Source organism: Streptomyces nidicola (genome assembly GCF_050106155.1).
Lineage (GTDB): Bacteria > Actinomycetota > Actinomycetes > Streptomycetales > Streptomycetaceae > Streptomyces.
In genome coordinates this window covers 6041447-6056074 of sequence record NZ_JBNBPI010000001.1, presented here as the reverse complement: position 1 = coordinate 6056074, position 14628 = coordinate 6041447, and the positions used below count along the sequence as shown (strand labels likewise).

At 71.1% G+C, this 14628-nt stretch carries 10 protein-coding genes; 1 reads left to right on the top strand and 9 read right to left on the bottom strand.

Annotation, left to right across the window (positions count from 1 at the left end):
- Positions 1-26 precede the first annotated feature (26 nt).
- The 4 genes from ACOKM3_RS27320 to proB form a co-directional block, all read right to left on the bottom strand.
- Positions 27-608, bottom strand: coding sequence for an SCO2584 family spore wall biosynthesis protein (locus ACOKM3_RS27320; protein ID WP_461855708.1), 582 nt, complete (start codon positions 606-608; stop codon positions 27-29).
- An 82-nt stretch (positions 609-690) separates the two neighbouring features.
- On the bottom strand, positions 691-1977 hold the full coding sequence (locus ACOKM3_RS27315; RefSeq protein ID WP_426903668.1) for a glutamate-5-semialdehyde dehydrogenase: 1287 nt from the start codon (positions 1975-1977) through the stop codon (positions 691-693).
- Between the two features lie 151 nt (positions 1978-2128).
- Positions 2129-2605, bottom strand: a complete 477-nt coding sequence (locus ACOKM3_RS27310; RefSeq protein ID WP_426903667.1) for a hypothetical protein — start codon at positions 2603-2605, stop codon at positions 2129-2131.
- 167 nt (positions 2606-2772) lie between these two features.
- Positions 2773-3927, bottom strand: coding sequence for a glutamate 5-kinase (proB, locus tag ACOKM3_RS27305; RefSeq protein ID WP_426903666.1), 1155 nt, complete (start codon positions 3925-3927; stop codon positions 2773-2775).
- A gap of 258 nt (positions 3928-4185) precedes the next feature.
- On the opposite strand from proB, the gene ACOKM3_RS27300 reads away from it, so the two are divergent.
- On the top strand, positions 4186-6288 hold the full coding sequence (locus tag ACOKM3_RS27300; protein WP_426903665.1) for a hypothetical protein: 2103 nt from the start codon (positions 4186-4188) through the stop codon (positions 6286-6288).
- Between the two features lie 295 nt (positions 6289-6583).
- On the opposite strand, the gene obgE is transcribed toward ACOKM3_RS27300, so the two are convergent.
- The 5 genes from obgE to ACOKM3_RS27275 all read right to left on the bottom strand — a co-directional run bounded on the left by obgE (position 6584) and on the right by ACOKM3_RS27275 (position 14556).
- The gene (obgE, locus tag ACOKM3_RS27295) at positions 6584-8032 is read right to left on the bottom strand and encodes a GTPase ObgE (protein WP_426903664.1); all 1449 of its coding nucleotides are present in this window, start codon (positions 8030-8032) and stop codon (positions 6584-6586) included.
- A gap of 127 nt (positions 8033-8159) precedes the next feature.
- Entirely contained in the window at positions 8160-8414 is a 255-nt protein-coding gene (rpmA, locus tag ACOKM3_RS27290; protein ID WP_266719696.1) for a 50S ribosomal protein L27, read from the bottom strand.
- Positions 8415-8428: 14 nt separating this feature from the next.
- On the bottom strand, positions 8429-8749 hold the full coding sequence (gene rplU, locus ACOKM3_RS27285; RefSeq protein WP_266719694.1) for a 50S ribosomal protein L21: 321 nt from the start codon (positions 8747-8749) through the stop codon (positions 8429-8431).
- 186 nt (positions 8750-8935) lie between these two features.
- Entirely contained in the window at positions 8936-10267 is a 1332-nt protein-coding gene (locus ACOKM3_RS27280; protein WP_426903663.1) for a phospholipase D-like domain-containing protein, read from the bottom strand.
- Positions 10268-10518: 251 nt separating this feature from the next.
- Positions 10519-14556: an Rne/Rng family ribonuclease gene (locus tag ACOKM3_RS27275; protein WP_426903662.1), complete on the bottom strand. Its 4038-nt coding sequence runs from the start codon at positions 14554-14556 to the stop codon at positions 10519-10521.
- Positions 14557-14628: the final 72 nt, after the last annotated feature.

Here is a 14628-nt window from a genome sequence, read left to right as displayed (position 1 = left end):
CCCGCGCGAGCGCCCCGAGCGCCCCCTCACGGGGTCCGCGGAACGGCCGAAACCGCCGGCTGCGAGTAGTCCGCGGAGGCGGAGGGCGAGCCCGGAACGTTCTTCTCCAGCTCGGTCGTCGCGGGCGGCGGGACCTCGTCCTGGCTGCCCGAGGACGCGCCCCGGTAGACGGCCGTGAAGGCGAGGGCGACCATGCCGATGCCCATCAGCAGGGCGAGCGCCCAGGCGACGGGCCTGCGCCAGCGGATGCCGCCCGCGGGACGGCTCTCGCGGTCGAGCTCCTCCTCGTACAGCTCGTCCGACTCGTCCCCGTAGCAGCCGAATTCGCCGTCTTCGCCGCGGCCGTACCCGTCCACGTCGTCGTAGAACTCGTCGTCGGGGGACGGCCGGATGCGGGTCCTGCGGGCCTCGGCCTCCTGGGCCTCGGCGCGCGCCTGCGCAGCGGCGAGCAGCCGCTCGACCGCGGTGGGTTCATGGACCTCGGCAGCCTTGATGAAGTCCTCGTCGAAGACCACGGAGGCGAACTCGTCGTCCGAGCCCCCGCGGTCCTGGTCGTCGTCGGGCTCCCAGCCGTCCGGGAACGGCGAGCCCCCCACGTCCTCCGGCACCCGTCCAGCGTAGACCGAAGGGGTCAATTTGGGCAGACGGTACGGGAATTCACCGGGGGCGAACCGTGCGCGTCGGCGGGTGTCAGCGGGTGTGGCCGTCGCCCGTGACGATGTACTTCGTGCTCGTCAGCTCCGGCAGCCCCATGGGTCCGCGGGCGTGCAGCTTCTGCGTGGAGATGCCGATCTCGGCGCCGAAGCCGAACTGGCCGCCGTCGGTGAACCGCGTCGAGGCGTTCACGGCGACGGTCGTGGAGTCGACGAGCTGCGTGAAGCGGCGGGCGGCCTGCTGCGAGGTCGTGACGATGGCCTCGGTGTGACCCGAGGACCACAGGCGGATGTGCTCGACGGCCCGCTCCATGTCGTCGACGACCGCGGCGGCGATGTCGTAACTGAGGTACTCGGTCTCCCAGTCGTCCGGGGTCGCCTCGACGACCTCCGCCTTCGACTGCGGGGCGTACGCGAGGATCCGCGGGTCGCCGTGCACGGTGACGCCCGCCTCGGCGAGCGCGTCGAGGGCGCGCGGCACGAACGCGTCGGCGATGTCCTGGTGGACGAGGAGCGTCTCGGCCGCGTTGCACACGGAGACGCGGTGCGCCTTGGAGTTGACGAGGATGTCGACCGCCATGTCGAGGTCGGCGTCGGCGTCCACGTAGACGTGGCAGTTGCCGGTGCCGGTCTCGATCACGGGGACGGTCGAGTTCTCGACGACGTTCTTGATCAGCGAGGCGCCGCCGCGCGGGATGAGTACGTCGACGAGGCCGCGGGCGCGCATCAGCTCGGTCACCGAGTCGCGGCTCTCGCCGGGCACGAGCTGGATCGCGTCGGCGGGCAGACCCGCGCCACCGACGGCGTCGCGCAGCACGCGCACAAGGGCGGTGTTCGACTCGTACGCCGATGAACTGCCGCGCAGGAGCACCGCGTTGCCCGACTTGAGACAGAGGGCGGCGGCGTCGACCGTGACGTTCGGACGGGCCTCGTAGATGATGCCGACGACGCCGAGCGGGACGCGGACCTGGCGCAGGTCGATGCCGTTCGGGAGGGTGTTGCCGCGCACGACCGTGCCGACCGGGTCGGGCAGGGCGATGACGTCGCGCACGTCGGAGGCGATGGCGCGGACGCGCTCCGGGGTGAGCGTGAGCCGGTCGATGATCGCCTCGGGGGTGCCGGCCTCGCGGGCCTTGGCGATGTCCTTGGCGTTGGCCTCGACGATCTCGGAGGTACGCACCTCCAGCGCGTCGGCGATGGCGCCGAGGGCGTCGTCCTTCTGGGCGCGCGGCAGGGAGGCGAGGTCGTGGGCCGCGGACCTGGCGCGGTACGCGGTCTGGGTGACCGGGGTCATCGAGTCGTACGGGGTGAGCGGCAGCGTCATGCTCCGCAGGATATCGGGGGCGTGGGGGCAGTCTACCGGGTGTTTCGGGGGGTGAGACGTGGCTTGAAATGGCCTCGGCCACAGGTGTGGAGGTTTCCGCCTCGTGGGGGTCACATGTGCTTGTGCGCGCAGTTCCCCGCGCCCCTTTTGCCTAGAAGGGGTGCACGCCCACCGGAGTGGCCGGCAAAGGGCCGTAGCCCTCGGCGATGCGTTGGTGGTAGGTCTGGCGGTCGATGACTTCCAGGCCGACGATCTCCCACGGTGGGAGTTGGGAGGTGCGGCGGTGTTCGCCCCAGAGGCGGAGGGCCACCGCTGCCGCGTCGTGCAGGTCGCGGGCCTCTTCCCAGTAGCGGATCTCCGCGTGGTCCACCGCGTAGCGGCTCGTCAGCAGGAAGGGGTGGTCGTGCGCGAGCTGTTCGAGGCCGCGGCGCACCTCCGCGAGGGGCGCCTCGGCGCCGGAGACGCTGAGCGTGACGTGCCACAGACGGGGGCCTTCCTCGGCGCTCCCCTCAGCGGCCTCTCCCGCGGTCTCCTCCTCGTACGCGTCTCCCGCGGCCACGCTCGTCAGCGCCCGCTCCGCCGACCCTCGGGGCCCTGTGGACCCGGCCCCCGGGCGCGCTCGTCTCACGACGGCCTCCTTTGCGCAATGGTCGTGCGGACCTTCCCTGGATGAACTCCCTGCCTCAAGAGTTGAGCAGGACACGGAGCTTCTTGGGGCGGTTTTGGGGAAGGTCCCCCACGGGTGGCAGGCTTTCGGCCTTTCACACAGGGGGTTTCGAAGGCGCGCGGCCCGTTTCAAGCCTGGAGGATGACCAAGTCGTCCCTGTGTACGACTTCCCGTTCGTAGGCGGGACCGAGGTCGCGGGCCAGCTCGCGCGTGGAGCGGCCGATCAGCTGCGGGATCTCCTTGGCGTCGAAGTTGACGAGCCCGCGGGCGACCGCGCGCCCCCGCTCGTCGCGCAGCTCGACCGGGTCGCCCGCCCCGAACTCGCCCTCCACGGCCGCGATCCCGGCGGGCAGCAGCGACTTGCGCCCCTCCACCACGGCTCGTACGGCGCCGTCGTCGAGGGTGATCGCGCCCTGCGGCGTCGAGGCGTGCTGGAGCCACAGCAGGCGGTCGGCGCTGCGGCGCCCTGTGCGGTGGAAGTACGTGCCGGTGTCGCGGGCGGCGAGGGCGTCGGCGGCGTACGAGGCGGAGGTGAGGACCACCGGGATGCCGGCGGCCGCGGCGATCGAGGCGGCCTCGATCTTGGTGACCATGCCGCCGGTGCCGACGCCCGCCTTCCCGGCGGAGCCGATCTTGACGTGCGCTATGTCGGCGGGGCCGCGCACCTCGGCGATGCGGGAGCTGCCGGGCTTCGCGGGGTCGCCGTCGTAGAGGCCGTCGACGTCGGAGAGGAGCACCAGCAGGTCGGCGTGGACGAGGTGGGCGACGAGGGCCGCGAGCCGGTCGTTGTCGCCGAAGCGGATCTCGTCCGTGGCCACCGTGTCGTTCTCGTTGACGATCGGGAAGGAGCCCATCGCCAGGAGCTGGTCGAGGGTGCGCGACGCGTTGCGGTGGTGGGCACGGCGGGCCATGTCGTCGCTGGTCAGGAGGACCTGGCCGACGCGGACCCCGTAGCGCGCGAAGGAAGCCGTGTAGCGGGCGACCAGGAGGCCCTGTCCGACGCTCGCCGCGGCCTGCTGGCGGGCGAGGTCCTTGGGGCGGCGGGTCAGGCCCAGCGGGGCGAGCCCCGCGGCGATGGCGCCGGAGGAGACGAGGACGATCTCCTTCTCGCCGCCCCCGCGCTGCTTCGCCAGGACGTCGACGAGCGCGTCGACGCGGTCGGCGTCCAGGCCTCCCGCCGCCGTGGTGAGTGACGACGATCCGACCTTGACGACGATCCGGCGGGCATCCGCCACGCCCTGCCGTGACGTCCCCGACGCTGCCCCAGTTGTAGCCCCTGACATGCCTGGCAATGTACGTGACCTGCCCCTTCGACCGCTCTTGGGTTTCGAGGTACGGACAGGGCCGTGGACGCCGGGTAATCAAGAAAGGGAGTTGGTCCCTGTCCTTTCACGCCATTTGCCCTTGTTTCCCCTGCTTACAGACCTGGAGGATTGCTAGCGGGCCACTGAAAGTCATACGGTCAGTGGTCAGCATTCCGCGAGGTGGACCTCCCCCACGGTCCCCCCACCCTCCGAGACCCCCTGCCAGGAGCCCAGCCCGTGCCCTCCGCCGGACGTGCCTCGCGCCGCCTCGTGCAGCTTTCCGCGCTGTTCACGATGTTCGCGCTCTATGTGGCCCAGCTCGTCAGCGCGCTCGTTCCGTATGTTCCCGTCTTCGTCGCCGCGAGCGCGGCCGGACTCGCTCTAGACACCTACCTGCAGTACAAGCAGCCGGGGCTGCTCTCGCTGCTCGGCAAGATCCGCTTCGACGTCACGGTGCGGCAGCTGCTGCGCGACATGCTGATCTTCGTCGGACTGCTGCGCATCAGCGGCATCAACCCGCTCGACGAGCAGGCTCCGCTGCTGGTCATGGTGCTCGCGATGTACCTGCTGCACTTCGCCTGCCAGGCGGCCGCGGTCCTGGTGCGCCGCTCCCGCACGCTGCCGATCGTCACGCGCAACATCGACGCGTCCGCGCTGAACCTGTGCAAGTCGCCGCCGCGCCTGCTGGCCCGCCGCGCGGCCCACCGCCTGCTGACGTTCGCGATCCCGTCCACGATCGGCCTGGCGATCACGGCCGCGACGACCAACGCGCTGTGGGGCGTCATCGGCATCGGCGTCTCGATCGCCCTGTTCCTCTTCGGAACGGTCTACCTCGGTACGTGGCTGCTGCCCAAGAAGCGTCCGGTGAGCGACGCCAAGGTCATGGAGTGGCTCGACGCGTGGCTGGCCGAGTACCGGCCGACCGTCGGCATGTACTTCTCCGGCGGCACCACCTCCGCGTACCAGGCGAACATGTGGCTCTCCACGCTCGCCGACGTCGACGGCAAGCCGCTGCTCGTGCTGCGCGAGCGCTTCATGGTGAACAAGATCGACGCCACCGATGTGCCGATCATCTGCTTCCCGAAGGTCGCCACGATGTTCTCCCTGGAGAACTCGACGCTGAAGATGCTGCTGCACCCGGCGAACGCCGCGAAGACCTCGCAGGTCCTGCGCATCCCCACGATCAAGCACGCCTTCATCAACCACGGCGAGTCCGACAAGCTGTCGTCCTGCAACCCGTACGCGAAGGCGTACGACGAGGTGTGGGTGGCGGGCCCCGCGGCGCGCGACCGCTACCAGCTCGCCGACGTCGGCGTCGACGACCGGGACGTCGTCGAGGTGGGCCGCCCGCAGCTGGCGCCCATCAAGCTGGCGGAGGGCCGCCCGGCCACGGGTTCGTACACGACGGTCCTGTACGCCCCCACCTGGGAGGGCTGGGACGGCAACCCGGGCAACACCTCGGTCATCCTGGCCGGCGAGAACATCGTGCGGCACCTGCTCGCCGACCCCAAGGTCCGGCTGATCTACAAGCCGCACCCGATGACCGGTTCGCAGGTCCCCGCCGCCGGTGAGGCCAACAAGCGCATCATGGCGATGATCGAGGAGGCCAACACCCGCCGCTCCGGCACGCGTCCCGGCCCCGAGGCCGCCGTCGAGCTGGAGCGCCGCGCCGAGGCGCTGAACGAGCTGACCTCCACCAAGTTCCGCAAGGGCACGGACGAGCAGGAGCGGATGCTGCTCCAGGGCAAGCCCGACGGGGACCGGGCGGCGGCGGTGGCCGAGGCGACGGCGGCGTGGGAGGAGGCGTACTGGGCCTCGTTCCCCGAGTGGGAGCACCTGATCATCACCCAGGCGCGGCCCGCGATCTTCACCTGCTTCAACGCGGCGGACGTCCTCATCTCCGACGTGTCCTCGGTCGTCTCCGACTGGCTGAGCAGCGAGAAGCCGTACGCGGTGGCCAACACGTCCGGCCTCACGGAGGACGAGTTCCGCTCCGGTTTCCCGACGGTGCGCGCCGCGACGGTCCTCGCGCCCGAGGCGACGGAGGTCCCCGAGCTGCTCGCGGTCGTCCGCGGCGAGGCGGAGGACACGCACGCCGAGGCCCGTGTGGCCCTGAAGGAGCACCTCCTCGGCCCCTCGGACCCGCCGTCCATCGACCGCTTCAACGCCGCCGTACGCGCCCTGTGCGCCAAGGCCGACGAACGGCGTGCGCGGATGGCTGCGCGTGGCGAGGACGAGGTGCCGCCCACCCGTGAGGACTCCGTCGAGGAGGCCGCGGCCGAGGCGGAGGCCGCGGAGGCGGCGACCGAGTCGGAGCCGGAGGACACGGTGACCGCGTAGCGCCTTTGCGGCGTACACGCAGAAGGGCCCGGGAGACGTCTCCCGGGCCCTTCTGCGTGTACGCCGTTGCGCGTGTATGCCCGTCCCCGTCCGCGTGTACGCCCGTCCGCACCTACGCCACGGGGCTCTGCCCCGGCCCCCGCGCCTCAATCGCCCGCGGGGCTGAATGTGCCGAACCGGCGTTACGGGCTCGGGGCTCCGCCCCCGGCGCCGCACACCCACCACCACAAACCCCAACAACAAAGCGGGCCACACCCTTCGGTGCGGCCCGCCCAAATGTCCCGGTCGCCGGAGGCTAGAACGGCTCGAAGTCGTCGTACTCCTGCTGCGACTCATCCCGCTCCGCCTGCCGGTCACGCCGCCGCTGCGCCGCCGGCCGCGGCGCCTCCATGCGGTGGTCCTCGCCGCGTCGGCCGAGCATCTCGGCGCCCGCCATCATCGTCGGCTCCCAGTCGAAGACGACCGCGTTGTCCTCGGGACCGATCGCGACGCCGTCACCGTGCCTGGCGCCCGCCTTCATCAGCTCGTCCTCGACACCGAGACGGCTGAGCCGGTCCGCGAGGTAGCCGACGGCCTCGTCGTTGTTGAAGTCGGTCTGCCGCACCCAGCGCTCCGGCTTCTCGCCTCGCACGCGGAACAGCGGCTCCCCGTCGGCGTCCTCACGCTTGACCGTGAAGCCCGCGTCGTCCACGGCCTTGGGCCGGATGACGATCCGGGTCGCCTCGTCCTTCGGCTTGGCGGCACGCGCACCGGCCACCAGCTCGGCGAGGGCGTACGACAGCTCCTTGAGGCCCTTGTGGGCGACGGCGGAGACCTCGAAGACGCGGTAGCCGCGCTCCTCCAGGTCCGGGCGGACCATGTCGGCGAGGTCCTGGCCGTCGGGCACGTCGATCTTGTTGAGGACGACGAGGCGCGGCCGGTTCTCCAGGCCCGCCCCGTACTCCTTGAGCTCCGCCTCGATGACGTCGAGGTCGGACACCGGGTCGCGGTCGGACTCCAGCGTCGCCGTGTCGAGGACGTGCACCAGGACCGAGCAGCGCTCCACGTGGCGCAGGAACTCCAGGCCGAGACCCTTGCCCTGGCTGGCGCCGGGGATGAGGCCCGGCACGTCCGCGATCGTGTAGACGGTCGATCCGGCCGTCACCACGCCGAGGTTCGGGACCAGCGTCGTGAACGGGTAGTCCGCGATCTTCGGCTTGGCGGCGGAGAGTACCGAGATCAGCGAGGACTTGCCGGCGCTCGGGTAGCCGACGAGCGCCACGTCCGCGACGGTCTTCAGCTCCAGGTGGACGTCGCCCTCGTCGCCCGGCACACCGAGCAGCGCGAAGCCGGGCGCCTTGCGGCGGGCCGAGGCGAGCGCCGCGTTGCCGAGGCCGCCGCGACCGCCCTGCGCGGCGATGTACGTGGTGCCCTGGCCGACGAGGTCGGCGAGCACATTGCCCTGCTTGTCGAGGACGACGGTGCCGTCCGGCACCGGCAGGATCAGGTCCTGGCCGTCCTTGCCGGAGCGGTTGTCGCCGGCGCCGGGCGCACCGTTGGTGGCCTTGCGGTGCGGCGAGTGGTGGTAGTCGAGCAGCGTCGTGACGTCCTGGTCGACGACCAGGATCACGTCACCGCCACGGCCGCCGTTGCCACCGTCCGGGCCGCCGAGCGGCTTGAACTTCTCCCGGTGAACGGAGGCACAGCCGTGGCCCCCGCTACCCGCGGCGACATGAAGTTCGACGCGGTCCACGAAGGTGGTCATGGTTCAGTGCCTCCAGAAACGTACGGAAATGTCTCTACTTCAACACGCGAAAGGCGGACCCGCTTCCCCGTTGGGGAAGTGAGGTCCGCCTCGCGAAAAAATCCAGGTCAGAAAGCCCTCAGGCGTTTCAGACGACCGGGACGATGTTCACGACCTTGCGGCCACGGTGGGTACCGAACTCCACCGCACCGGCGTCAAGGGCGAACAGAGTGTCGTCCTTGCCGCGGCCGACACCGTTGCCCGGGTGGAAGTGGGTGCCGCGCTGGCGGACCAGGATCTCACCGGCGTTGACGGCCTGACCGCCGAAGCGCTTCACGCCGAGCCGCTGAGCATTGGAATCGCGCCCGTTCCGAGTGGACGATGCGCCCTTCTTGTGTGCCATCTTGTCTCAGTCCCTTACTTCGCAGCCGTGGGGATACCGGTGACCTTGATCGCCGTGTACTGCTGACGGTGACCCTGGCGACGGCGGTAGCCGGTCTTGTTCTTGTAGCGAAGGATGTCGATCTTCGCGCCCTTGTGGTGGTCCACGACCTCGGCCTGGACCTTGATGCCGGCCAGCACCCACGGGTCGCTGGTCACGGCGTCGCCGTCGACAACGAGCAGCGTAGAGAGCTCTACGGTGTCGCCAACCTTGGCGGTGGGAAGCTTGTCAATCTCAACGATGTCGTCGACAGCAACCTTGTGCTGGCGACCACCGCTGCGCACGATGGCGTACACGCGGATCTCTCTTTCGCTCGGAACGGAACGCCCGCAGTCCAGCCGCGCGAGGCGGCCTCTCCCGGATTTCACGAGGAACTCCGGGAGGAAAAAGGTTTACGGGAGTAAGGCGCGTCGATGGACACGCCGACGGTCAAGGTTACGGGGCGCCCCACAGAAGGGCAAACCGGCCCCTGACCGACGGGCTCACGTGGTCTTGACCTCACCGTCCTGCGGGAGCGTCTTGACGCCCTTGCACAGGTTCGTGTTGTCCGAGGCCCCCGGGTAGGCGACGCCCCACACCTTGTTGAAGTGCTGCACGTACGTGTTGTGCACGGAGTCGTCGTCGATCTTGACGTACGCCTCGTCGTTCTCGCGCAGCGCCGGGTTCGAGGCGTTCTGCGAGCCGGTGAACGTGATCTTGTTGCGCGCGCCGTCGTACATTCCGTCGATCGCCACGTACTTGGTGTGGATGATGAACGGCGTCCCGATCTTGGAGCCGGGGTTCAGCGGGTCCCGGTCGTCGTTGTAGCAGCGCAGTGGCGGGGCGCCGGTGGTGTGCATCGACTTCCAGGTGCCACTGTCGGACGTCGCGTACTCGATCTGGACCGTGCAGCCCGCCTTCTTCAGCGAGACCAGCTTGTCGGCGATGGCCTGCCGGGTGATCTGGAAGATCGCGGCGCGCACGATCGTCTTCTTCGTGGCGCCGGTCGCCGCGTCCTTGTAGGTGCACGAGACGTTGTTGAGCACCGAGTGCAGCGTGTCCGTGGAGTTCGTGGTGCCGGCCCGCGGGAAGAAGTACGCCTTGTAGTGGCCGTTGCTGACCGTGCGGTAGTCCCAGTTCGCCCAGTCCTTGACGACCATGTCGTCGAAGTAGTCCGAGTAAGCGCCGTACAGGACCGGGTTGTTGGGCAGCTGGAGCGCGTCGTTGAAGAACCGCGTGCTCGCGGACGGCGTGGAGTTCGACGTGGTCTGCACGACGACGTTCGTGGCGCCCTCGACGGCCGAGAACAGCCAGAACTTGTTGTGCATGATCGACTTCCCGAACTTCGGGTCGCCGAGGCAGGACTTGTTCGTGGGGCACAGCGACACGAAGGACGGGTTGGCGCGACTGGTGCCGAACAGCGAGACCAGCTGCGAGTACACCGTGTTGTCCGGCCGGTCCGTCTTGCTCGTCGAGTCGAGCAGGATCTGGACGCGTACGCCGCGATCCCTGGCACGCTTCAGGGCGTCGACGATCGTCTGCTCCCACACGTGGTACACGGCGACCTTGATGGTCGAGCCGGGCAGCGCCGCGTCCGTCAGCTCGACGAGCCTGGTGCGGATGGCGTACTGCTCCTGGGTGGTGCCCAGCGGATCGTTGAAGATCGGCCCCTCGGTCCAGGTCCGCCCCTCGTCCGCCTGCGCGGTACCCGCGCCGACCCCCGCCTGTACCCCCGCCGCCGTGAGCACGGTGGCCAGGGCCACCATCTGCCGCCCGCCCTTGACCTGCTTCTCGGCACGGTGTCTGCCCGTGCCTCTGAGACGCACGTGCGCCATCACAATCCCTCCCCTGACACGAGTACACGTCTCCCCAACGCCCACCCGTGTCCTTCACTTGTACGACTGCATGATTTTTACAGGCAGTTGGCCGTGCACCAAGAGGCGGGGGACGAATCGAGCGCCCTTCGAGACCTCTCACATCGCCTACGTCGCCGAAAACCACGGCAATGACCGACTTGCCCGCACATACGGCGACGCCCCGCACAGCAGTGCTGTGCGGGGCGTCGTCACTCGGTCCGGGCGGAGCCTCAGGCCTCGTCGTCGGCCGCGGCCGAGACGGACGGCAGCGACTGCTGCTCGGCCGCCGCGGTCTTCTTCGCGGTCGTCTTCTTGGCCGTCGTCTTCTTGGCGGTGGTCTTCTTCGCCGCCGTCGCCTTCTTGGCCGTGGTCGCCTTCTTGGCGGCCGTCTTCTTCGCGGCCGTCTTCTTGGCAGCCGTCTTGGTCGCGGCCTCGTCGGTCGCGCCCTCGTCGGTCGCGCCCTCGTCGGTCGCGGCCGTCTTCTTGGCAGCCGTCTTCTTGGTGGCGGCCTTCTTCGCCGTCGCCTTCTTGGCCGTCTTACGGGCGGTCTTCTTGGCGGCGGGCGCCTCCTCGACCTCCTCCGGCGCGGCGTCCTGGGCGGGCGCCCCTGCGGCCTCCTCCGAGGCCGAGGGGACGACCACGACGGCCGTGTCCTCAGTGGTGGTGGTCGGGGCGGTCGCCTTGCGGACAGCGCGACGGCGCGGGCGGGCCGGGGCCGCGGCCTCGGTCACCTCGGCCTTCGGCGCCTCGGGCTCGACGGCCTTCGGCTCCTCCACGGGCTCGGCCTTGACCGGCTCCGTGACGGTCACCGCGGCGGCCTCCTCCGAGGAGGCCTTCGGGGAACCGGCGGGAGCGGACGCCTTGCGCGTGGCACGGCGGCGCGGGCGCGGCGCGGGAGCCTCGTCCTGCGCGGGCTCGGGCGCGGGGGCCGGGGCCGGCTCGGCGGCCTTCGGCTCCTCGACGACCGGCTCGGGCGCCGGAGCCCCGGCCTCGGCGGCCTTGCGCTCCTCCGCCTGCGCGGCCCGCTCGGCCCTCGACTTCCGGCCGGACCTCGCCGGCTTCTCGGCCTCCGCCTGCGGGGCGCCGGCCGGGGCCGACGCACGGCGCGTGGCGCGGCGGCGCGAGCGGCCACGGCCCGCGGCGGCCTCGGCCTCAGCGGCGCTGGAGTACAGCTCCTCGTCCGGGACGAAAGCGTCGGTCAACGGCTCCGCCGCGGGCGACTCGGGCAGCGCCACCGGGGCGGCCGCCTCCGCGGCGACCTCGGCCTCGGTCTCGGGCTCGGGCTGCTCCGCGGCCGGAGCCTCGTGCGTCTCGTGCTGGTGGTCCGCGCCGTTGCCGCCGCGGCCGCGCTTCTTGCGCTTGCCACCGCCGCCATTGGCAGCGGGCTGCTCCATGTGCACGATCACGCCGCGGCCGTTGCAGTGCACGCAGGTCTCGGAGAAGGACTCCAGGAGGCCCTGGCCGACGCGCTTACGGGTCATCTGGACCAGGCCGAGCGAGGTGACCTCGGCGACCTGGTGCTTCGTACGGTCCCTGCCCAGGCATTCGAGCAGGCGCCGCAGCACGAGGTCCCTGTTGGACTCCAGGACCATGTCGATGAAGTCGATGACGACGATGCCGCCCAGGTCGCGCAGCCGCAGCTGGCGCACGATCTCCTCGGCCGCTTCGAGGTTGTTCCTCGTCACGGTCTCTTCGAGGTTGCCGCCCTGGCCGGTGAACTTACCGGTGTTGACGTCGACGACGATCATCGCCTCGGTCTTGTCGATCACCAGGGAGCCGCCGGAGGGCAGCCACACCTTGCGGTCGAGCGCCTTGGCGAGCTGCTCGTCGATCCGGTACGTCGCGAAGACGTCGACCTCGGACGTCCACTTGGTCAGCCGGTCCGACAGGTCGGGCGCCACGTGGTTGACGTAGCCGTGGATGGTGTCCCACGCCTCGTCACCGGAGACGATGACCTTGGAGAAGTCCTCGTTGAAGATGTCGCGCACGACGCGGACGGTCATGTCCGGCTCGCCGTACAGCAGGCTCGGCGACGAGGTCGAGATCTGCTTCGACTTCTTCTGGATCTCTTCCCACTGCCCCTGCAGACGCTCGACGTCGCGGCGCAGCTCGTCCTCGCTCGCGCCCTCGGCGGCGGTGCGCACGATGACGCCCGCGTCCTCGGGGACGATCTTCTTGAGGATGCCCTTCAGGCGCGCCCGCTCGGTGTCGGGGAGCTTGCGGCTGATGCCGGTCATCGAGCCCTCGGGCACGTAGACCAGGTAGCGGCCGGGCAGCGAGACCTGGCTGGTCAGGCGGGCGCCCTTGTGGCCGATCGGGTCCTTGGTGACCTGCACGAGCACGGACTGGCCGGACTTGAGGGCGGTCTCGATGCGGCGCGGCCCGTTGGCCATGCCGAGCGCCTCGAAGTTGACCTCACCGGCGTAGAGCACCGCGTTGCGGCCCTTGCCGATGTCGATGAAGGCGGCCTCCATCGACGGCAGCACGTTCTGGACCTTGCCCAGGTACACGTTGCCTACGTAGGAGGTCGACTGCTCCTTGTTGACGTAGTGCTCGACGAGGATGTCGTCCTCGAGCACGCCGATCTGGGTGCGCTCGCCGTGCTGGCGGACCACCATGACGCGCTCGACGGCCTCGCGGCGCGCCAGGAACTCGGCCTCTGTGATGATCGGGACGCGGCGGCGCCCCTGCTCACGGCCCTCGCGGCGGCGCTGCTTCTTGGCCTCCAGACGCGTGGAGCCCTTGATGGACTGCACCTCGTCCGAGGACGTCGACCGCTCGGCCTTCTCTTCCTTCTTGCGCGGCTCGCGGACCTTGACGACCGTGCGCTCCGGGTCGTCGGTCGGCTGCTCGCCGTCGGAGGCGCTGTCACCGGCGCGACGGCGACGGCGACGGCGGCGACGGCTGCTGCTGGAGCCGCCGGAACCGGCGGACTCGTCGCGCTGCTCGTCGGACTCGGACCGGTCGTCGTCGGATTCCCCGGCGGCCTGCTCGGCGTCGTCGTCCGACTCGTTGTCGTTCTCGGCGTCGTTGTCGATGTCGCCGGACTCGCCGCGGCGACGGCGGCGGCCACCCCGGCGACGGCGGCGGGCCGGGCGGTCCCCGTGCTCGTCCTGCTCGTCGTTCTCGCCGTTCTCCTCGGACCGCTGGTCCTGGGTGTCGGGCTCGGGCTCGGTGGCCTCGACGTCCTTGGCGGCGGCCTCGGGCGCGGCGGGCTGCTCGTCGGAGGCGCGACGGCGGCGACGGCTGCGGCGCGTTCCCTGCTCCTCCTCGACGGCGGCAGGGGCCGGCGTGGGCTCGGGCTCGGGCTGCTTCTCGACGGCGGCCTCGGCCGCGGCAGCGGCGGCGGCCCGCTCCGGCGTCTGGAACATCGGCTCGGTGAAGACCGGGGCCTGGAACGTGGCGACGGAGGCCCGCTTCGGGCGCGCGTCGTCGGCCTGCTCGTCCCGGCCGGCCCGCGCCGGCTTCGATCCGGACCTGGCGGACTTCGCGGCCTTGGTGGCCTTCGGCTCGGCGAAACCGCCGGCGGCCTTGCGGGTGGCGCGGCGCCGACGGCGCGGCGACTCGTCCTCGCCGTTCTCGGTGGTCTCGGTGTTCTCGGTGTTCTCGGCGGTCTCGGTGTTCCCCGCGGCCTCCGTGGTCCCGGCCTCCGTCTTCTCGGCGGCGATGGCGTCGGAGATCTCGGGCGGACCGGCGGGCGCGCTGGGCGCGGAGGCGCCACGGGTGGCACGGCGACGGTTGCGGCGCGGGCCGGACCCCTCGTCGGCGACCGGCTCTGCGGCGGGCTCCGGGGTGGGCTCAGCGGCGGCCTCGGCCTGCGGCTCCTCAGCGGCGGCGGCCGGGGCCTCCGGAGTCGACACGGTGCGGGTGGCGCGGCGACGGCCGCGGCGCGGGGCCGCGGACTCCTCGGCGGCGGCCGGCTCCGGCTCGGCGACGGCCTCGGCGGGCTCCGCCACCACGGTCGTCGTCTCTGCCTGTGCGGCGGGTGCACCGGTGGGCGCGGAGGCGCGTCGGGTCGCGCGGCGGCGCGGGCGGGCGGCGGGCGCCGGGGCCTCGGCCGCGGAAGTCTCTGGGGTCTCGACGGGCGCCTCTGCGGCGGCCGGAGTCTGGGTGGCGGTGGCCGGTATGGCCACAGCGGCGTCCTCGGCGCCTGCGGTCGCCGCTACCGGCGGGCCCGCGGGGCGGGACGCGGCCCGGCGCCGACGGCGCGGGGGCAGGGTGTCGCTGGGGCTGTCCAGCTGAGGGTTGGTGGGTTCGGTCTCGGGCATGCGGGTGGATCTCCCGTCGGGCCTCCGGGCGCCGCGCCTGATCCGTGACCGGTGACGTCTGCGGCTCACGCG